This window comes from Pseudomonas sp. B21-017 (assembly GCF_024749245.1).
GTDB lineage: Bacteria > Pseudomonadota > Gammaproteobacteria > Pseudomonadales > Pseudomonadaceae > Aquipseudomonas.
Genome location: NZ_CP087194.1, coordinates 4,439,260 through 4,461,208 on the forward strand (window position 1 = coordinate 4,439,260; position 21,949 = coordinate 4,461,208).

The window sequence follows — 21,949 nt, forward strand, 5'->3', positions numbered from 1 at the left end:
TCAACCGTTTTGTGCAGCCTTGGCGTTTTGCAGTTGCCGGGCTTTTTCGGTGAGCAACGCTTTTTCTTCGGGGCTCATATTGTCCAGACGCAACCGCGCCTGGGCGATTTTCTCCAACTGACCCGGACTGCTTTCCCGGGAGCGCAACACCGCCGCCAGACCCGCCACGGTCGGATGGTCAAACACCACGCCCGGCTGGATTTCGCACTGCAACAACTTGCGAATGCCGGCCACCAGTTTGATCACCAGCAAGGAATGGCCCCCGGCGGCGAAAAAGTCCCGGTCGATGCCCAGACGCTCAACCCCCAGCAACTGCGCCATGCGTGTCACCAGCAATTGCTCAAGAGCATCGCGGGGCTGCATGCCTTCATCGTCAGCCGAGGTGGACGCGAGTTGTTGCAAGGCCTTGCGGTCAACCTTGCCGTTGGCCAGTCGCGGGAAGCTGTCGATCAACTGCAAGTGCTGCGGCAGCATCACACTGGGCAGACGCCGCGCCAGTTCGTCGCGAACGGCATCGAGTAAAGTCGCCGAAGGCGCCTGATGCGGCACGATGAACGCGAGCATCCCGTCTTGCGCGGACGGCCCCGGCAACACCAGTGCTTGCGCGACCTGCGGCACACGCAGTAACTCGGTTTCGATCTCTGCCAGTTCGATACGGAAACCCCGCACCTTGATTTGCTGATCGCGCCGACCGTGCAACGCAATCGCCAGATCCGGGCGATAGCGGGCCAGGTCGCCGGTGCGGTACAGGCGCTCCTGCGGATTGAACGGGCTCTGGATGAACACTTGCGAATCGGCCTCGACATTCACGTAGCCGCGACACAACTGCGCGCCGCCGAGGTACAACTCGCCCAGCACACCGACCGGCGCCAGTTGCAGGTTATCGTCGAGTACAAACACCTGATTGTTGCCCAACACCCGGGACAGCACGCCGGTGTCAGGCACCGCCGCCTCCAGATCCAGCGGATGAACCAGCACGCCGACCGTGGCCTCGGTCGGGCCGTAGTGATTGAACACCCGGCAATCACTGCGCAAACCGGCGATCCGTTGCACCAATGCCTGGGCAATCGGCTCGCCACCCAGCACCAGCGTGCGCGGCAGTTGCGCGCGTTCGCTGTCGAGCAGCGCAGCCAGGTGCGACGGAACGATCTTCAGGCAATCGATGGCTTGCCGTTGCAGGAAGTCGGCAAACAAATTGCCGTCCTGCATTTGCTCATCGCTGGCCACATGCAGTGCGGCGCCGTTGAACAAGGCGCCGAACAGCGCCGTGTTGCCCAGGTCCGCCGCCACCGTGGAGGTGAAGCCGAACTGCTGGCATTGATCCAGCCCCAGGGCCTGGCTGACGTGAGCGGTGTAATTAAGTAATTGCCTATGCTCGATGACCACGCCTTTCGGCATACCGGTGGAGCCGGAGGTGAACAGCACATACGCCGCCTGATCGCCCTGTGTGTCGAGGGTGATGGCCGACGTGCTCGCCGGCGCCGATTGCAGCACACGCTCCACGGTCGCCAGGGGCAACGGATAATCGTGCCATTGCGCGATGTGCCCGGCGTCGACCAGCAGCAACGCAGCGCCGGCCTGTTCCAGCATCAAGGCTTGACGGGCCTGCGGCCATTGCGGGTCCAGCGGCAGGTACGCGGCGCCGATGCGCCACGCCGCGAGCATGGCGATCACCAGCTCCGCCGAGCGTGGCAAGGCCAGCGCGACGATAGCCCCCGGCGCCATGCCCTGGGCTTTCAATGCCTGGGCCAACACCTCGACCTTCGCCTGCAATTGCCCGTAACTCAGGCGTTGATCGCCGTCAGTCAGGGCGATGGCTTGCGGCGTGGTCCGGGCCCAGTCGGCAATGCGCTGCGGCAAGAACCGGCTATCGACCCGTGCTCGCGCTGGCGGGTTGATCGACAGCAAGCGCTGTTGTTCGGCGGCTCCCAACACGTTCAGTTGACCGAGTTCGGCGTGAAGATTGGCAACGATGTTTTCGAGCAATACGCGCAACTGCTCCAGCAACCCTTCCATCGCCTGAACCGAGTAACGGGACGCGTTGTAATGCAGGTGGAACGCGTGGGCATTGCCCGCCTCGTCCGTTTCCAGTTCAAGCATTAATTCAAACAGCGCTTCGCGCACTGCCGAACGCGGAGTCCATTGCAGATCAGCGGACGTCGCGGCTTGCATGGCCCGGCACACGGCAAAACCATACGCCGGGCGAGCCGCCGTCGGCGCCAGTTCAGGCGCCCAGTACTCCTGCCATGTACGGTGCTCATCCAGACGCGCCGCCAACTCTGCCACCCAGGTGCTGAACCCAGCATTCGCCGTCAGTGGCAGGTTCAGCGGCAGGGTTTTCTCGAACACGCCCACGGCATCGCTGAAGTATTGGTAATCTTCGCGACTGTCATGCCGCACCCCGACCAGCACCTGTTGATGCCCGCTGAGCCGACCCAGCAACAGCCACCAGGCCGCTTGCAGCACCACACTCGGCGATTGCTCCAACGCCCCGGCCACTTGCTGCAAACCGCTGCGCAGTGCCGGATCGAGCGTGAGCGCTAGCGATTCAGTGGCCGACGACAATCCAGGATTCCCGTTGCGATAGGCCAGCCACGGAGTACTCAAATCGGGATCGGCGCCTTGCAGGTGTTCCTGCCAGTAAGTACGTGCGCCGGCCGCGTCTTCGTCGAGCACCACTTCACTGCGCCATTCCAGGTACTGGGTGAATTCACCGGTCTCTTCATCATCGTCCGCCGCCGTTGGTTGCCCATAGGCCCGCACCAATTGCTGATACAGCAACCGCACGCCGCTTTGATCGAGGCTGTGCCGGGCCAGGCCCAAGACCAATTTCCATTGATCATCGGCCAGGCGATAGAGCACCGCTTGCGCGCCCTCGGATTCACCGACGACAAAAGCACGTTCCGCCCATTCGGTGAGCTGAGCCTGAATACCGGCCGGGGTATCGACCCGCGCCTGCACGCTCAGCGGGAAGCGCTCCGCCCCCCCGACGAACTGTCGGACACCATGGAATCCCGGCGCCTTGCCCAGCCGCGCAACCAGCATCGGCTGTTGCGCCAGCAAGCGATCCAGTGCGTTTTGCACCCGCTGCGGATCGAGGGCGCCGCGGATCTCGATCTCCAGGAAATGCAGCGCATCACCACAGGCCGGGGCCTTGGGCAACTGCTCCAGCAACCGTTGCTGTTCAGGCGTCAAGGCGTAACCCAGGTCCTGCTGGTCCATCGATACCTCGTTCATGCTCCGGTGTCCTCGGTGTTCATTACGCGTTCAAGGGCGCTGCGGTCGAACATGTCGCCCATGGCCACGACAATCTTGCGCGGGCCTTCGAACGGATCACGGGCGTGGGCCACCAGCATGTTGTCGAGCAGGATGGCGTCGCCTTTTTGCCAGTCGAAACGCACCGCGCATTCTTCGTACAAGTCACCGATGCGTTGCATCACTTCGTCTTCGATCGGCGTGCCGTCGCCGTAGAACACGTGGCGCGGCAAGCGGTCCAGGCCGAACATCGACAACAGGTCTTCCCGCACGTCCGGCTCCAGCCAATAGATGTGATGCAGTTGCACCTGGTTGAAGAACGATTTGGCGCCGGTCACCGGGTGACGAATGATGGCCGGCCCTGGGGTGCGGGTTTGCAGTTCATTGTTGTCGAGCCAGCGCCATTCGATGCCGCCGGCCCGGCAACGGGCCTCGACTTCGGCACGGTCTTCAGTCTTGAAGAAGTGCTGCCAGGACACGTCGAGGTTGTCGGTGAAGGTGCGCACGTAAAGCAGGCCTTTTTCCTCGAACTTGTCACGCAGGTCCGCCGGCAGTTTTTCGTACATCAACCGGCAATCCACCACTGGAGTCGCACCGCCAATGGGCGCGGCTTGCTCGCAATAGAACATCTGCTTGCGCGGCCAGCGGTCCTGATGGGAGCTCTCGTTGTGGAACAGGATCATCTTGCGTTCCGGGTACGGCGTGGAGCGGTAGGTGTTCTTGCCGCCCTCTTTCTTCGGCAGATCGCCGTACTGGCCGTAAAGCCCTGGCTGGATCGCTTCGGCAAACGCCTCGAAGCCCTGAATGCCGTCCAGTTCGAAACCACGGAACAGAATCCCGGCGTGCCTGGCGAGTTTTTCTTCGATCAGCGGCCGGTTGTTGTTGATCCACTCGATCAAGTCCAGATGCGGCTCGTTCGGTTCCAGCAGCAGCGGGAACGGCTGTGGCGCGGCGATCAGCGATTCGCGGATCGGTGCCGGTCGGGCCTTGGCCGCCGGGGCGGTGCCGCGCTTGAGGAACTTGCCGAGTTTGTCGGCCTTGGGTCCGGGGACGGCAGGCTTGGCGGCCACCGCTAAATTGTCGACTGGCATGCTGATAGCTCCCAATAGAATGTCCTGATCAGCGACGATCTGTTCCAACAGGGCTATCCAGGCCTTCACCAGGTGCTGAATGCGCTCGTGTCCGAACAAGGTTGTGGCGAATTGCCAATTACCCAGCAATTGCCCTGCTTCATCGTCAACGAACAACGCCATGTCGAATTTAGAATGGGTCTCCAGCGCCGGCAGCGATTCCACGCTCAAACCGCCCAGGGCCTGGGTACGTCCCGGCAGGTTGTTCATCACGAACAACACTTGCACCAGCGGGTTCATGCCCCTGTGCCGCGGCACGTCCGAGGCGTCGACGATCATGTCGAACGGCAGGTCCTGATGCTCGAGGGCACTGAGCAGGGATTCCTGGGTCTGGCCCAGGAATCGGGCGAACGGTGTGGCGGCGTCGAACTGCGAACGCAACGGCAAGACGTTGACGAAGAAGCCGATCAACCGTTCAAGCTCCGGCTGTTCACGCCCGGCCACGTCGGCACCGACCAACACATCCGCAACGCCGCTGACCTGGTGCAACAACACCTGGAACGACGCCAGCAGCGTGCTGTACAGCGTGACGCCCGCATCCATCGACAACTGGCGCAAGGCTGTGCTGAGTGACGTGGTGAGCTGGAACTGCACCGAGTCACCCGCATAGGACGGTGTCAAACCACGGGGGTTATCCGATGGCAACTTCAGTTGCCCGTCATAGCCCACGAGCCGCGCTTTCCAGTACTCGGCCTGACGCGCCAGCACGCCTTGCTGTTCCAGTTCCTGCTGCCACAGCGCGAAGTCGGAATACTGCACCTCCAGCGCCGGCAACGGGGTCAGGTCACCGGCCTTGATGCGGTGGTAAATCTGCACCAGTTCGTTGACCAGCAAGCCCATCGACCAGCCATCGGAAATGATGTGGTGCATCGCATAAAGCATCACATGCTCGGTCGGCCCCAGGTGCAGGATCCGTCCACGCAACAGCGGTGCGTGTTCCATATCAATCGGCGTGCGCGCGTTTTCCAGTGCCGCTTGTGCCACCCATTCTTCCTGGGCACTGCGGGACAGACCGGACAAATCGATCACCGGGAAATCCAGTTCAACCTGCTCGGCGATCACGGCAATCGGGTCACCTTCATCGTCCTGGGTATACGCGGTGCGCAGCACTTCATGGCGACGCACCACCTCGGCGAAACTGCTGATCAGTCGTTCCACCGACAACTCACCGCGCAAACGCAAGGCCATCGGCATGCCATAGGCCGCGGTGCCGCCGGACAATTGCTCGGCGATCCACAAGCGACGCTGCACCAGCGACAACGGTGCGCTGTGCCGGGTGCCATGGGCCTTGAGCACCACACCGTGGCCGTTCGGCTCAAGTGTGCCCTGCTGCGCGATCCACGCCGCCAGGTCCTTGAGTCGCGGATGGTTGAACAGGTCGCGCAGGCTCAACGTACAGGCCGTGAGTTTGCGCAGGCGCGAGACCGCTTGCGTCGCGAGCAGGGAATGCCCGCCCAGTTCGAAAAAGTGATCGTCGCGGCCGACCTGTTGCAGTTCCAGCACGTCCTGCCAGACCGTAGCGATCTGCTGTTCCAGTGCACCTTCAGGCGCGACATAGTCCAACGCCGCCAGATTGGCATCGACGCCCGGCAAGGCCTTGCGATCGATCTTGCCATTCGGGCTCAGGGGCAGGCCTTCGAGGAACAGCACATGGGCCGGAACCATGTAATCCGGCAGGCTGGCCTTCAAGCGTGCCTTGATGTCACCGCGCAACGCCGCCAGCGTGGATGAATCGGCGCTGGCTTGCGCCGGATCGTCGAACACCACGTACGCCACCAATTGCTGACCGATGGCGCCCGGTTGCGCCACCACCAGTGCCTGACGCACCGCAGGAACCCGCAGCAGATGGGTTTCTATTTCACCGAGCTCGATGCGCAATCCACGAATCTTCACTTGATGATCGACCCGCCCGACGTACTCAATCACGCCGTCGGCGCGATAACGCGCGAGGTCGCCGGTGCGGTACACGCGGCCACCGCCCAGTGGATCGAACGGGTCAGGAATGAAGCGTTCGGCGGTCAATTCCGGGCGCTGGAAGTAGCCCCGTGCGAGCAGCTCACCGCCAATCACCAGTTCACCGACCACACCGACCGGCGCCGGTTGGCCCTGGGTGTCGAGTACATGAATCGCCCGGCCGCCCAACGCCCGGCCAATCGGCATGGTCACCGGCAACGGGTTGCGGCCGGACACGTAGTCGCTGCAATCGAGCAGCGTGGCGCTGACCGTCGCTTCGGTCGGGCCGTAGGTGTTCAGCAGGCGCACATGGCCCAGCCCGGCCTGGCCCCAGGCGGCAACACCTTCCGGCGGCATGGCTTCGCCACCGACGATCACCTGGCGCAACGCGCCATAGTCACGATGACCCGCTGCCGCGAGGTCCTTGGCCAACATATTCCAGTAGGCAGTGGTCAGGTCGCTGACGCTGAACTGCTTGTCGCGCAATTCGCGATACCAGGTCTCGCTGTCCCAGATGTCCGGCCCGCGCAGCACCACCGAGGCACCGCAAATCAGCGCCGGGTAAAGCTGCTCGACAAAGGCATCGAAGTTGAACGTGGCAAATTGCAGCGAGCGGTCCTGCGGCGTGAGGCCGAGGAAATCCAGGGCCACCCGGGTATGACGGGTCAGCGCCGATTGAGTGATGCCGACCCCTTTCGGGCGCCCGGTGGAGCCCGAGGTGAACATCACATACGCCAGGTTTTGCGGGCCACTGCGCTGCGGCAGATTGTCGGTCTGGGTCGGGTAATCCAGTTGATCCAGGCTCAGGACGGTCACGCCCGCAGCTTCTGGCAACGTCGGCGCGAGGTGGCTTTGGGTCAACAGCACACGCAGACCGCTGTCCTCGATCATCGCGCCCAGCCGCTCGGCCGGGTACTCCGGGTCCAACGGCACGTAGGCGCCACCGGCTTTGAGCACCGCCAGCAGGCTGATGATCATCTGCGTCGAACGCTCGACCGCAATACCCACCAGCACTTCGGGGCCGACGCCGTGTTGCAGCAGCACGCGGGCCAATTGGTTGGCCTGGGCATTGAGCTGGGCATAACTCAGGCGTTGCTCGTCGAAAATCAGCGCCAGCGCTTGCGGTGTGCGCTCGGCTTGCCGTTCAAACAAACGCTGCACGCACATCTCATCGACCGGCAGCGCCAGCGGCTCGCGCACAGCGGTCGAGACCAGGGCCAGATCGCCTACGGCACTGACGGCAGGTGCCTCGACCATCTGCAACAGCAGGTGCGCGAGATGCCCGGCCAGTTGTTCAATCGCGGCGTCATCGAACTGCTGACGATCGAAACTCAGTTGAAACGACAACTCGGCGCCGAGGTTGACCGACAGAGTCAACGGGTAATTGGTTTGCTCGAAGTTACCCACTTCACCGAAGCGCAGGTCTTGCGGTGCGCCCTGTTGCAGGGCTTCGGAGATCGGGTAGTTCTCGAACACCAGAATGTTGTCGAACAGGGCTTCGCCGCCCTGCCCGGCCCAACGCTGGATGTCGAACAGCGCGGTGTGTTCTTGCTCACGCAAGGCCAGGTTCTGCGCCTGCACCTGTTGCAACCACTGCGCCAGCGGCTGTTCGGCCCGTGGGCTGGCGACCACCGGCAAGGTGTTGATGAACAGACCGATCTGCTGCTCGACCCCGGCCAGTTGCGCCGGGCGTCCGGATACCGTGGCGCCGAAGCTGACCGTGTCCAGCCCGGTATAGCGTTGCAACAGCAGCAGCCAGGCTGCCTGCACCAAGGTGTTGAGGGTGACTTTCTGTTCCCGCGCAAAGCCATTGAGCCCGGCGGTCTGCGCCTGGTCCAGGGTCAGGAAGTGCTCGCCCTGGGCGGCGTTGGCCGCTTCGTTGCCGGTCCACACCAGCGCCTTGGCCAACCGGGTCGGCTCATCGAACCCGGCCAACTGGCCTTTCCAGAAACCTTCGGTGACCTGCGCGTCCTGTTGCGTCAGCCATTCGATGTAGTTGCGATAACGCCCCGCCGTGTTCGCCGGCACCTGGCCGCTGTAGCGTTGCAGCACTTCCCCGAGCAGCTGCGAATTGCTCCAGCCGTCCATCAAGATGTGATGGCTGGTGTAGATCAGGTGAAAACGCGCAGTGTCGAGACGCACCACCGTCAGGTTCAGCAACGGTGCGGCGGCAAGGTCAAAACCCTGCTGGCGCTGCGCGGCCGCCAGTTCGCTGAGCGCCAGGGCCACATCGCTGTGGTCGCGCCAGTCATGGAAGGTGAACGGCACGGCCAGCTGCTTGTGAATCACCTGCAACGGACGCTTGAACTCACCGTCCCAGACAAAACTGCTGCGCAGCACATCGTGCGCATCCATCGCTGCTTGCCAGGCCTCGCGGAAACGCTCGACGTTCAAGCCTTCGACATCCACGCACAGCTGATTGATGTAATCGCCGGCCTGCTGCTCGTAGAGGGTATGGAACAGCATGCCTTGCTGCATCGGTGACAGCGGGTAAATGTCTTCGACCTGACGTGGCGTCACGGGCAATGAATCAAGCTGGCGTTGCGTCAACCCGGCCAGCGGGAAGTCCGACGGCGTCAGGCCCTGATGCCGAGCCTCACAGCAGTGCTCGATCAACAGCCCCAGTTCCTGCGCATAAGCCTGCGCCAATCGCTCGATGGTCGACGGATCGAACATCTGCCCGCTGAACGTCCAGCCAATACTCAATTCGCCGCCAAACACCCGGCCATTCAGGGTCAGCCAATTGTCCAGCGGCGCCAGCGGACTTTGCTCCGCGCCCGCCGATTCGCTGGCCGGGGTGAACAGTGCGCCCGCCTCGTCGCCAAACCCGGCATCGAACTGGCCGAGGTAGTTGAAGGTAATGCGCGGCACGGGCAAGGCTTGCAGCATTTGCCGGGTACTGTCATTGCCCAGGTAGCGCAGCGCGCCAAAGCCCAGGCCTTTATCGGGGATCGCCCGCAGTTGCTCCTTGATCGTCTTGATCGAGTCCTGCGGCGTGCTCGCCGGGGTCAGCCGAACCGGGAACAGACTGGTGAACCAACCCACGCTGCGGCTCAAATCGAGTTCGTCGAACAGCGCCTCGCGACCGTGGCCTTCGAGCTGGATCAGAGTCGAGGCGTCGCCCGTCCAGTCGGCGATCACCCGCGCCAACGCCGTCAGCAACAGGTCATTGACCTGCGTGCGATAGGCCGCCGGTGCCTCCTGCAGCAGCTGGCGGGTTTGCTGTTTGTCCAGTCGGGTGTGCGCATGCAAGGCGTGGCGATTGTGCAACTCGCCCTGGGGTCGATCGCAGGGCAAGTCATTGCGTGAACCCTGCAACTGTTCTTGCCAGAACCTCAGCTGAGCCTGCATCGCCGGGCTGTCGGCATGTTGTTGCAAGCGTCGCGCCCAGGCCTGGGTGGCGCTGGTCTTGGCCGGCAATGTGAGCGTTTGGCCCGCCTGCAACTGCTCGCAGGCCTGTTGCAGGTCTTCGAGCAGAATCCGCCAGGACACGCCGTCGACCACCAGGTGATGGATCACCAGCAACAGTCGCTGACTGCCATCGGCCATGTTCGCCAGCACCGCGCGCAGCAGATTACCGTTCGCCAGTTCGAGGCTGCGCTGTGCCTGTTCGCCCAACTGTTCGAGTGCCGCCGCATCGGCAACCTCGGAGGTCCACAGCAGCGGCGACTGTTGCCAGAGCGCCTGTTGCTCGGCCGGGGAGCGATGCTGCGCGGTCCATTTATTACCCTGACGGGTGAAGGCCAGACGTAACACGTCGTGATGGCTGACCAGTGCCTGCAACGCACGCTCCAGGTGTTCGGCGTGCAGTGGTTTGGCGGACTTGAGCAGCACCGACTGGTTCCAGTGGTGCGGCTCGGCCATCTCGCGTTCAAAGAACAACTGCTGGAATGGCAGCAACGGCGTATCGCCAGTGACCGGGCCCTGGTCGATGCGCAAGTCGCTGTCGCCGACCTTCGCCACCGCCGCGAGGCTTTGCACGTTCTGGTGCAGGAACAGGTCTTTGGGGCTGAAATGAATCCCCGCCTGACGCGCCCGGCTGACCACCTGGATCGAGATGATCGAATCGCCGCCCAGCTCAAAGAAGTTGTCGCTGATTCCCACCTGCGGCCGACCCAGCACGCTTTGCCAGATCTCCACCAATGCTTGTTCGATGGCGCTGGTCGGGGCGGTGTAAGCCTTGCTGCTGGCTGTGGTGTCAGCCTTGGGCAACGCTTTGCGTTCCAGTTTGCCGTTGGGGCTGACCGGCATTTTTTCCAGCCACAGCCAATGCTGCGGGACCATGTAGTCCGGCAATGTCTGGCTCAGGTGTTCCTTGAGACTGCGCTGCAAGGCGTTGCGAGTTTCATCGTCGGCGTGCAGCAACGCGTCACGGGCCGGCACCACATACGCCACCAGCAGCGTGCCTTCCTGGGCGATGACCACGGTTTCACGGACTTCGGCGTGTTCGGCCAGGCGCGCTTCGATCTCGCCCAATTCGATGCGCAGGCCACGGATTTTCACCTGATGGTCCATGCGCCCGGCGTATTCGATCACCCCGTCGGCGCGATAACGCGCCAGGTCGCCGGTGCGGTACAGACGCTGGCCGTCACCGAACGGGCTGGTCGCGAAGCGCTCTGCCGTGAGCGACGGGCGACGGTGATAACCCCGGGCCAGGCCTTCGCCGCCCAAATACAATTCGCCGATCACGCCCACCGGCACCGGCGACAACTCGTGATCGAGAATGTAAGTACCCAGGTTGGCGATCGGCTGGCCGATCGGCACGCTGTCGCGCCCTTCCTCGATGCACGTCCAGTGCGTGACGTCGATGGCCGCTTCGGTCGGGCCGTAGAGGTTGTACAGCCCGGCATTCGGCAGCTTGGCAAACACTTGCTGCTGCGCGTCCACTGGCAGGGCTTCGCCGCTGCAGACAATCCGGGTCAGGCTGCGGCACTGGCCCACCGCAGGGTCTTGCAGGAACGCCTGCAACATCGACGGCACGAAATGCAGCGTGGTGATGCGTTGCGCGGTGATCAACTCGATCAACTGCGCCGGATCACGATGAACACCCGGTGCGGCCACCACCAGGGTCGAACCGGTCAGCAGCGGCCAGAAGAACTCCCAGACCGACACGTCGAAACTGAACGGCGTTTTTTGCAGCACGCTGTCCGAGGCGTCGAGTCGATAGGCCTGTTGCATCCAGCACAAGCGATTGACCAGTGCCGAATGACGGTTGCCCGCGCCTTTGGGTTTGCCGGTGGAGCCCGAGGTGTAGATCACATAGGCAAGGTTTTCCCCGTCAATATCAATGCTCGGGTTACCGTCGCTGCGGCCTTCCAGCCAGTCGCCGTCCTGATCCAGCACCAGGCTGCGAATGCCGGCCGGAATCGGCAATTGCTCAAGCAAATGGCTCTGGGTCAGCAGCAACTGGATGCCGCTGTCTTCAAACATGTAGGCCAAACGTTCCTGTGGGTATTCCGGGTCCAACGGCAAATAGGCACCGCCGGCCTTGAGAATCGCCAGCAGGCCCACGACCATTTCCACCGACCGCTCGACCGCGATGCCCACCAGCACATCCGGGCCGACGCCCTGCTCGATCAGCACGTGAGCCAGTTGGTTGGCGCGGCCATTGAGCTCGGCGTAGCTGATGCGTTGCTCGGCAAACACCAGCGCACACGCCTGCGGGGTTTTACCGACCTGCTCTTCGATCAGCGCCTGCACGCTGTGATGCAACGGGTAGTCGACAGCGGTGGCGTTCCAACCGGCGACCGTCAATTGCCGCTCGCGGTCATCGAGCAACGCCAATTGCCCGACCGGACGGTGGATGTCCTCGACCAGGCCCTGCAACAGATTCAGCCAGTGCCGGCCCATGCGCTCGATGGTCGATGGCTCGAACAAATCAGTGGCGTAGGTCAGCGACGCGTGCAGGCCTTGCGGGTTATCACTGGTGTCCAGGGTCAGGTCGAACTGTGCGGTGCGGTGTTCCCAACTGAGGTTTGCCAGCTCGATGCCCGGCAACGATTCGGCCAGCGTCGAGGCCGCTTCGCTGCGATGGTTGAACATCGCCTGGAACAGCGGGCTGTGACTCAGGTTGCGTTGCGGTTGCAGCGCATCGACCAGTTGCTCGAACGGCAGGTCCTGATGCATCTGCGCCGCCATGGCCGCCTGCTTCACCTGTTGCAGCAATTGCGCGCCCGTCAGCTGGCCGTCGAACTCGGCGCGCAGCACTTGAGTGTTGACGAAGAAGCCGATCAGACGCTCGGTCTCCAGCCGATTACGGTTGGCAATCGGCACGCCGACGCGGATATCCGCCTGGCCGCTGTAGCGATGCAGCAAGGTCTGGAACGAGCCGAGCAACAGCATGAACAGCGTGACGTTTTCGCGCCGGGCCAAGGCCTTCAGGGCATTGCTCAGGGATTCGTCGAGGGTGATCGGCAGACGCGCGCCACGGAAACTTTGCTGCGCCGGACGCGGATGATCCAGTGGCAGCTCCAGCAGCGGCTGTTCGCTGCCGAGTTTTTCGCGCCAGTAGGCCAATTGCCGATCCCGTTCGCCGGCGGCCATCCATTGACGCTGCCACACCGCGTAGTCGGCGTACTGCACCGGCAATGGCGGCAGTTCAGCCGGCCGGCCCTGGCTGATCGCCGCATACAGGGCCATCAAATCGTCGATCATCACCTGCAACGACCAGGCGTCGGAAACGATGTGGTGCAGGGTCAGAATCAGCACGTGATCCTGCTCGCCCACCTGCAGCAGAACGAAACGCACCAACGAGCCGTCGAGCACATCGAACGGGCGTTGCGTCTCCTTCTCGATGAAGGCCTTGATGCTCGCTTCATCGCTGGCAGCCAGGCGTTGTTCGACAAAGCTCACGCGACCTTGCGGGCGGATCACCTGCCAGGTGCGGCCATCTTCCTCGACGAACGCTGTGCGCAGGCTTTCGTGGCGCACCACCAGCGTCTCGAAGCTGCGTTGCAGGGCATTTTTGTCCAGCGCGCCGCGCATCCGCAGCGCGGTCGGGATGTTGTAGGCGGCGCTGTCGGGGTCCATTTTCCACAGGAACCATTGACGCTCCTGGGCAAAGGACAGCGCCAGCGGTTGGTCACGGTCGACCCGGGTCATCGGCGGTGACTGTTCGCCCGGCTCGGCGCCCAGCGCCTGGACGAAATCCTCCAGGGTGCTGTGCTCGAACAGGCTGCGCAACGGCACCTGAATGCCCAGCACCCGACGCACCCGCGACACCACTTGGGTCACCAGCAGGGAGTGCCCGCCCAGCTCGAAGAAGTTGTCGGTCAGGCCCACGCGGTCCAGCTTCAGCACGTCCTGCCAGATGGCGGCGACTTGCTGTTGCCGTTCGCTCTGCGGCGCGACATAACGCGCCTGCAACTGGCTCGCGTCCACCGCCGGCAAGGCCTTGCGATTGAGTTTGCCGTTAGGTGTCAGCGGCAGGTTGGCGAGGAACAGCAGATGCGCCGGGACCATGAATTCCGGCAGGCATTCCTTGAGCCGCGCCTTGAGTTCATCGCGCAGACGCAGTTGCTCGTCGGCGGCATCGAGGTCCAGTTGCGGCGCGACCACATAGGCCACCAGTTGCTGGCTGCCCAGGGCTTCCTGCGCCAGCACCGCCACTTCACGGACTGCTGGCTGCTCCAGCAAACGCGCCTCGATTTCACCCAGTTCGATGCGGAAACCGCGGATCTTCACTTGATGGTCGATACGCCCCATGTATTCGAGCACGCCGTCGTGACGATGGCGCGCCAGGTCGCCGGTGCGGTACAGCCGCGCGCCGTTGCCGAACGGGTCGGGCAGGAAGCGCTCGGCGGTCATTGCCGCTCGGTCGTGATACCCACGGGCCAGGCCGTCCCCGCCGATCAGCAGTTCGCCAATCGAGCCCGCCGGATTCGGCGCCAGATCGTCGCCCAAAATGTACAGCGTGGTGTTGGCAATCGGCTGGCCGAGGTACGGCTGGCGCTGCTCGCGGGTCAGCTGCCAGGCCGCCGACCAGATGGTGGTTTCGGTCGGGCCATAAAGGTTCCAGACCTGCCCCGCCAGACCGAGCATGCGTTGGGCCAGGTCATCGGCCAGCGCTTCGCCACCGCAGAGGAATTTACAACCCTGGAGGGTGGGCGCCTGTTCATGGTCGAGCAACATGCGCCAGGTCGACGGCGTGGCTTGCACCACGGTGACTTGCTGCTGCCGGATCATCTCCAGCAGCGCTTGCGGATCCTGGGCGGTGTGCTTGTCCACCAGCACCACACGGGCACCGCTGAGCAGCGGGCCGTAGATTTCCAGGCCGAAAATATCGAACGAGAACGTGGTCAGCGACAGCATGCGGTCCCGGGCTTCAATGCCCGGCTCCTTGACCATGCTCACCACGAAGTTCACCAGCGCCTGATGGCGCACCATCACCCCTTTGGGCTTGCCGGTGGAGCCGGAGGTGTAAATCGCATACGCCAGGTGTTCACCGCTGAGCGCTACCTGCGGATCGGCCTCGCTGTAACCGCGAGCGTGCTCGCCTTGCGGGTCGAGCAACAGGGTCTGCACGCCGGCCGGAATCGGCAGTTGCCCGATCAAATGCGCCTGGGTCAGCAGCAGTTGCAAGCCACTGTCTTCGATCATGTGCGCCAGACGGTCTTCAGGGTATTGCGGGTCCAGCGGCACGTAGGCACCGCCCGCCTTGAGAATCGCCAACAGCCCGATCAGCATTTCCAGGCTACGGTCGATGGCGATACCGACCAACTGATCCGGGCCGACGCCCCGTTCGATCAGCCGATGGGCCAACTGGTTGGCCTGGCGATTAAGTTGTTCATAACTCAGGGATTGCCCGTCGAACACCAACGCCGTGGCCTCTGGCGTGCGCCGGGCCTGGGCTTCGATCAATTGATGGATGCAACGGTCGGTCGGGTATTCGGCGGCGCTGCGGTTCCAGTCGACCAGCACCTGCTGTTGTTCGGTTTCGTCGAGCAGCGCCAGTTCGCCCACCCGTTGCTGCGGATCGGCAACCAGGCTGCCGAGCAGGTTTTGCCAATGCCGTGCCAGACGCTCGATGGTCGCGCCATCAAACAGGTCAGTGGCGTAGGTCAGTTGTGCACCGAGGCCTTCGGGGCCATCGAACGTTTCCAGGGTCAGGTCGAATTGCGCGGTGCGCGATGGCTGATGCAAGTGGCGGATCGTCAGCGCCGACTCGCCGGTGCCCTGGCGGCTTTGGCTGGCGCCGGTGCTCTGGTGGTTGTACATGACCTGGAACAGCGGGCTGTAACTCAGGCTGCGTTCCGGCTGCAAAGCCTCGACCAATTGCTCGAAAGGCAGGTCCTGATGGGCCTGGGCAGCCATCGCCGTCTGTTTGACCTGGGCCAGCAGCGTGCTGAACGTGGTCTGAGCGTCGAACTCGGTCTTGAGCACCTGAGTGTTGACGAAGAAGCCGATCAGCCGCTCGGTCTCGACCCGGTTGCGGTTAGCGGTGGGCACGCCAACGCGAATCTCGGCCTGGCCACTGTAGCGATGCAACAAGGTCTGGAACGACGCCAGCAACAGCATGAACAGGGTGACGTTTTCACTTTTGGCCAAGGCCCTCAGGCGCTCGCCCAGTGCCGGCGGCAACGCCAGCTCATGACGGGCGCCACGCAGGCTCTGCACCGCCGGACGCGGGTAATCGGTGGGCAATTCCAGCACCGGATGTTCGCCGCCCAAGTGCGCCTGCCAATACTCCAGCTGCCGCTCGCGCTCCCCGGCTTCCATCCAGTGCCGTTGCCAGATGCCATAGTCGGCGTACTGGATCGACAGCGCCGGCAAAGCGAGTTCCTGGCCCTGGCGGTAAGCGCCGTACAGTTGCAGCAGTTCATCGACCATGACCCGCATCGACGCGCCATCCGAGGCGATGTGGTGCTGGGTCAGGGTCAGCACGTGCTCCTGCGCGCCAAGGCGCAAGAGGCTGACGCGCAACAGCGGCCCGTTGACCAAGTCGAACGGCTGCCCGGCCTGTTCGGCGACGAACGCTTGAATCTGCGCCTCTGGCGACAGGGCATCGGGGCGTTCATCCAGTTCATGCACGGCGACGGTCAGGCTCATGTGCGGATGAATCACTTGCACCGCTTGCTCATCCTGCTGCCGGAACGTGGTGCGCAGGCTTTGATGACGGGCAATCAATGCATTGAAACCGCGTTCGAGCGCCGCGACGTCGAGCTCGCCCTGCAAGTGCATGGCACTGGGGATGTTGTAGGCGGCGCTGTCGGGGTCCATCTGCCAGAGGAACCACTGGCGCTCCTGAGCAAAAGACAGCGGCACCGGATCGAACTGCGACTGGGTTTCGGGAATCGGCAGGTTCGCCGGTGAAACGCCCTCCTCGAGCATCTTCTGCAGATAGACCCTGCGCTTGTCGAGCGGCAAAGTAATGAAGCGCCGGGCGATCTTCAAAGCGACATTGGTATCCATCAAGCTTCCTCCATTTCATCAAGCAGGGCGTCCAGCTTGCTCAGTTTCAACGTATCGACCTGCTCACCCGCGGTGGCCAGACTGCTGACGAAATCCGTGAGTACGGGGTGTTGAAAAATCAGTTGCGGGGTCAGTTTCAAGCCCAGTTCCAGTTGCAGGCGTGAAACCACATTGACGGCCAGCAACGAGTGGCCGCCCAGTTCGAAAAAGTGATCCAGCAGGCCGACTCGCTCGACTTGCAGTACGTGCTGCCAGATCGCCGCGATCTGCTGCTCCCGCTCGCTCTGCGGGGCGACATAACGCACCTGCAAATGACCGCCCTCCACCGTCGGCAACGCCTTGCGGTCGAGTTTGCCGTTGGGCGTCAGCGGCAATTGTTCGAGGAACAGCAGGTGCGCCGGGACCATGAACTCCGGCAAAGACTCCCTGAGCCGTGCCTTGAGTTCATCGCGCAGGGACTGCTGATCGTCGGCAGCCTCTAGGCCCAGTGGTGAAGCGACCACGTAGGCCACCAGTTGCTGATTGCCCAGGGCTTCCTGCGCCAGCACCGCCACTTCGCGGACCGCTGGTTGCTCCAGCAGGCGCGCTTCGATTTCACCCAGTTCGATGCGGAAGCCGCGGATCTTCACTTGATGGTCGATTCGGCCTCGGTACTCGAGCACGCCATCGGCCTGATAGCGGGTCAGATCGCCGGTGCGGTACAGGCGCTCGCCGTTGCTGGCGAACGGGTTCGGCACGTACTTCTCGGCGGTCATGCCCGGCCGCCCCAGGTAACCCCGAGTGATGCCGGCACCGGCCAGGTACAACTCGGCCGATACGCCCTGCGGCACCGGGTGCAGATCAGCGTCGAGCAAATAGCTGGCGGTGTGTTTGAGCGGGCGACCAATGTTCGCCGTGCCACCCGCTTCGCGACGGGTCCAGGTGGAATAGGTGGTGTCTTCCGACGGGCCATAAAGATCGTAGACATGCGCCACGGTCGGTTGCCCATAAAGCGCATCGACCAGCGACTGCTTCAGCGGCTCACCGGCGAGGTTGATGATGCGCACGCTCGGCGGGATCTGCCCGGCACTGTGCAGCGCATTGATCGCCGACGGCACGGTGTTGATCAGGCGAACCTGATCGCGGGCGGGCAGTTGCGGCAGCTCCAGGGCGTTGCGGGCGATGATCAGCGAGCCGCCGTTGGCCAGGGTGACAAACAGCTCCCATACCGACAGGTCGAAACACACCGAAGTCGAAGCCAGCACACCCTGAATGTCGTCGCGGCTGTACACCGATTGCGACCAGTCGATCAGCGCCAGCACGTTGCGATGGGCGATGGCCACGCCTTTGGGCTCGCCGGTGGAACCGGAGGTGTAGATCACGTAGGCCAGGTTATCCGGCGTGACACCGGTCACCGGTGCGCTGCTTGGGTAAGTGGCCAGCCATGGCTCGGCGTTGTCCATCAGCAGCACTTGAGTGCCCGCCGTCACGTTCAACGTTGCCGCAACAGCCTGCTCGGTCAGCAGCACCAGCGCACGGCTGTCGTCGAGCATGTAGGCCACGCGGTCGGCTGGATAATCCGGGTCCAATGGCACATAAGCGCCACCGGCCTTGAGCACCGCCAGCAGCGCCACCAGCAGACTGTCGGAACGCTGCATCGCCACGCCGACCCGCACTTCCGGGCCCACGCCCAACTCGATCAGCTTGTGGGCCAGACGGTTGGCCCGGGCGTCGAGCTCGGCGTAAGTCAGTTGCTTGGCCGCGAAGGTCACCGCCAGCGCATCCGGTTGGGCGGCGACCTGGCGGTCGATCAATTGATGGACGCACAGATCATCGGCGAAACCTTCGTCAGCCCGGTTCCAGTCCAGCAACACTTGCTGCTGTTCGCTCTCATCCAGCAGCACCAGCTCGCCGAGGCAGCGCTCACCGGCGTCGATCATTTGGCTCAACAGGTGCTGCAAATGAGCCGCCAATCGCGTCACTGTCGCCGACGCAAAACTGCCGCGTTGATAGCTGAAGTGCAGCGACAGTTGCGTGTCGAGGCTCACCAGCAGGGTCAGCGGATAGTTGGTTTGCTCCTGACTGGCCACCGGACCAAAACGCAGCCCTTGCGGGGCGCCCTGCTCCAGGGCCTGGGCAATCGGGTAGTTCTCGAACACCAGAATGTTGTCGAACAGCGCTTCACCGCCCTGCCCGGCCCAGCGCTGAATATCGAACAGCGCGGTGTGTTCGAACTCGCGCAAGGCCAGGTTTTGCGCCTGCACCGCTTGCAGCCAACCAGTAAGCGATTGCTCGGCCCGTGGGCTGGCGATCACCGGCAAGGTGTTGATGAACAGCCCGATCTGCTGCTCGACACCCGGCAAGTCTGCCGGACGACCAGCGACCGTCGCGCCGAAGGCCACGGTGGTTTTGCCGGTGTAGCGTTGCAGCAACAGCAACCAGGCCGCCTGTACCAGCGTGTTGACGGTGACTTTCGCGGCCCGGGCGAACTCGCCCAGACGCAGGGTTTGATCGGCCTCCAGCACCTGGAAGTGATCGCCGTAACCTTGGGTTTCGGTAGACGCTTGCGGCACTGCGACGGTCTGGGCCAGGCGCGTCGGCTCTTCCAGCGCCAGCAGCGCCGGGGTCCAGAACGCTTCGCTGGCGGCCGAGTCCTGGCGTTGCAGCCAGGCGATGTAATCGCGGTAACGTCCGCTGTGAGCGCCGTTGAACTGGCCGCTGTAACGCTGCAGAACTTCGCCGAGCAACTGCGAGTTGCTCCAGCCGTCCATCAGGATGTGATGGTTGGTGTAGATCAGGTGATGACGGTGGTCGTCGATGCGCGCAATCACCAACCGCAACAAGGTCGGTGCGCTCAAGTTGAGGGCTTGGCGTTCCGTGTCGGCGAGCGTCTGCAAGGCCTGATCGCGCTGCGGATGGGCGCGTAAATCATGCAGGCTGTAAGGCATCTGCGCGTGTTTGCCGACCACCTGCACCGGGTTTTCCAGTTCGCCCTGCCAGACAAAGCGTGTGCGCAGAATGTCGTGGGCATCCACCGTTGCTTGCCAGGCCTGATGGAAACGCTCGGGGTCGAGCCCTTCCACATCCAGGCGAATCTGGTTGATGTAATCGCCGGTGGTTTCCTGGTACACGGCATGGAACAACATGCCCTGCTGCATCGGCGACAACGGATACAGGTCTTCGATCGACTGCGGCGCCAGCGGCAAACCGTCCAGGTGGGCCTGACTCAAGCGCGCCAGCGGGAAGTCCGACGGGGTGACGCCGTGCTGCCCGGCCCGGCAGCAATGGGCGATCAGCGCTTGCAGTTCCTGGGCGTAATCGTCGGCCAGCGCCTGAATGGTCGACTCATTGAACCGTTCGCGGCTGAAGGTCCAGCCCAGGTTCAGTTCACCGCCATACACCTGACCATTGAGGGCCAACTGGTTGGCCAATGGCGCACGAGCATCCAGTTCATCACCGGCCGCGTCACTGCACGGTACGAACAAGGCGCCGTCGGCTTCGGTGAAGCTGCCGTCGAACTGGCCCAGGTAATTGAAGGTCAGGCACGGCACCGGCAATTGGCTGAGGATTTGACGTGCAGCGTCGTCACCCAGATGGGCCAGCGCACCAAAACCGAGGCCCTTGTTCGGGATCGCGCGCAGCTGTTCCTTGATCTGTTTCAGCGAACCACCGAGGTCAGCGACCGGCGTCAGTTTGGCCGGGTACAGGCTGGTGAACCAGCCGACGGTGCGGGTCAGGTCAACGCCGTCGAACAGCTCTTCACGGCCATGACCTTCGAGCTGGATCAACGCGCTGTCGGTCCCGGTCCAGCGCACCATGACGCGGGCCAGAGCGGTCAGCAGCAGGTCGTTGACCTGCGTGCGATACGCCGCCGGGGCGTCTTGCAGCAGTTGCCGGGTCATTTCCTTGTTCAGTTGCGTGCGCACCGTCAGTGCATGCTTGTTCTGTTGCCCGCCCTCGGGATTGTCCTCCGGCAACGCCACGTCGGCGCCGTGTAACTGCTGTTGCCACCAGGCCAGTTCGCTGCGCAGTTCAGCACGGCGGGCGTAGGTTTGCAGGTGCTCGGCCCAAACCTTGGCCGCACTGGTTTTGGCCGGCAATTGCAGGGGCTCGCCGCTCAACAGCTGACGGTACGCGGTTTGCAGATCGTCAAACAGAATCCGCCACGACACGCCGTCCACCACCAGATGGTGGATCGCCAGCAACAGGTGCTGAGTGCCGTCATCGAGGTTCGCCAGCACCGCGCGCAGCAGCGGCCCGTGCTGCAGGTTCAAGCTGCGTTGCGCCTCATTGGCCACCGCTTCCAGTGCCGTGGCGTCGGCGACGTCAACCGCCCAGAGCAACGCCTCGGTCTGGCTGCCCGGCGCACGGTATTGCGCCTGCCAGCCCTCGGCCTGTTCGACGAAACTCAAGCGCAAGCCATCGTGGTGCACAACCAGCGCGCCCAACGCCTGCTCAAGCACATTGGCGTTCAGTTTTTGCGTCGGCTTGAGCATCACCGCCTGGTTCCAGTGCTGACGCTCGGGGATGGTCTGTTCGAAGAACGCCTGCTGCACCGGCAATAACACCAGATCGCCTGTGACCGGCCCCTGATCGATGACCTGAGCCTGCTCACCCAACCGCGCCACCGTGGCTAGTGCCTGGATGGTCTGGTGCTGGAACAGGTCTTTTGGCGTGAAGCGGATGCCGGCCTGACGGGCGCGGCTGACCACTTGAATCGAGATGATCGAATCGCCGCCCAGTTCGAAAAAGTTGTCACTCAAACCGACCTGATCGAGTTTCAGCACGTCTTGCCAGATTGTCGCCAGTTGCTGCTCCAGTGCGCTTTGCGGCGCCACATAGGCTTGCTGCAATTGGCTGATGTCCGGCTTGGGCAGGTTCTTGCGGTCGAGTTTGCCGTTGGGGGTCAGCGGGAGGCGCTCAAGCAGCAGCAAATACGCCGGGACCATGTGCGCCGGCAGCGCGACTTTAAGTTGCTCGCGCAGGCTGTCGGCGAAATCAGCCTGTTCGGCATCGAGCGCATCGGCGACCACATAAGCCACCAGGCGCTTGCCGCTGCCGGCGGTACCTTCCTGGGCAACCACCACGGCTTCGCGTACCCCATCGAGGGTTTGCAGGCGCGCTTCGATTTCCCCCAGCTCAATGCGGAAACCGCGAATCTTCACCTGATTGTCGATGCGATCCAGGTAATCGAACGTGCCATCGGCACGCTGCCGCACCAG

At 63.2% G+C, this 21,949-nt stretch carries 3 protein-coding genes (1 of these 3 cut by a window edge); all 3 read right to left on the minus strand.

Features of this window, described 5'->3' with window-relative positions:
* Tightly spaced (each overlapping or abutting the next), the 3 genes in view from LOY28_RS20045 to LOY28_RS20055 form a layout consistent with a single transcriptional unit that may run on beyond the window.
* Positions 1 to 3,237: an amino acid adenylation domain-containing protein gene (locus LOY28_RS20045; RefSeq protein ID WP_258612429.1), complete on the minus strand. Its 3,237-nt coding sequence runs from the start codon at positions 3,235 to 3,237 to the stop codon at positions 1 to 3.
* Positions 3,234 to 16,748 carry a non-ribosomal peptide synthase/polyketide synthase gene (locus LOY28_RS20050; protein ID WP_258612430.1) on the minus strand — a complete coding sequence of 4,505 codons (13,515 nt, stop codon included), beginning with the start codon at positions 16,746 to 16,748 and terminating at the stop codon, positions 3,234 to 3,236. The genes LOY28_RS20045 and LOY28_RS20050 overlap by 4 nt, the downstream gene beginning before the upstream one ends.
* A protein-coding gene (locus LOY28_RS20055) for a non-ribosomal peptide synthetase (RefSeq protein WP_258612431.1) crosses the window boundary here: on the minus strand, positions 16,748 to 21,949 show its 3' portion. The gene runs 7,179 nt beyond the window's last position; only the last 5,202 of its 12,381 coding nucleotides appear in the window; its start codon lies off the right edge, out of view; the stop codon is at positions 16,748 to 16,750. The genes LOY28_RS20050 and LOY28_RS20055 overlap by 1 nt, the downstream gene beginning before the upstream one ends.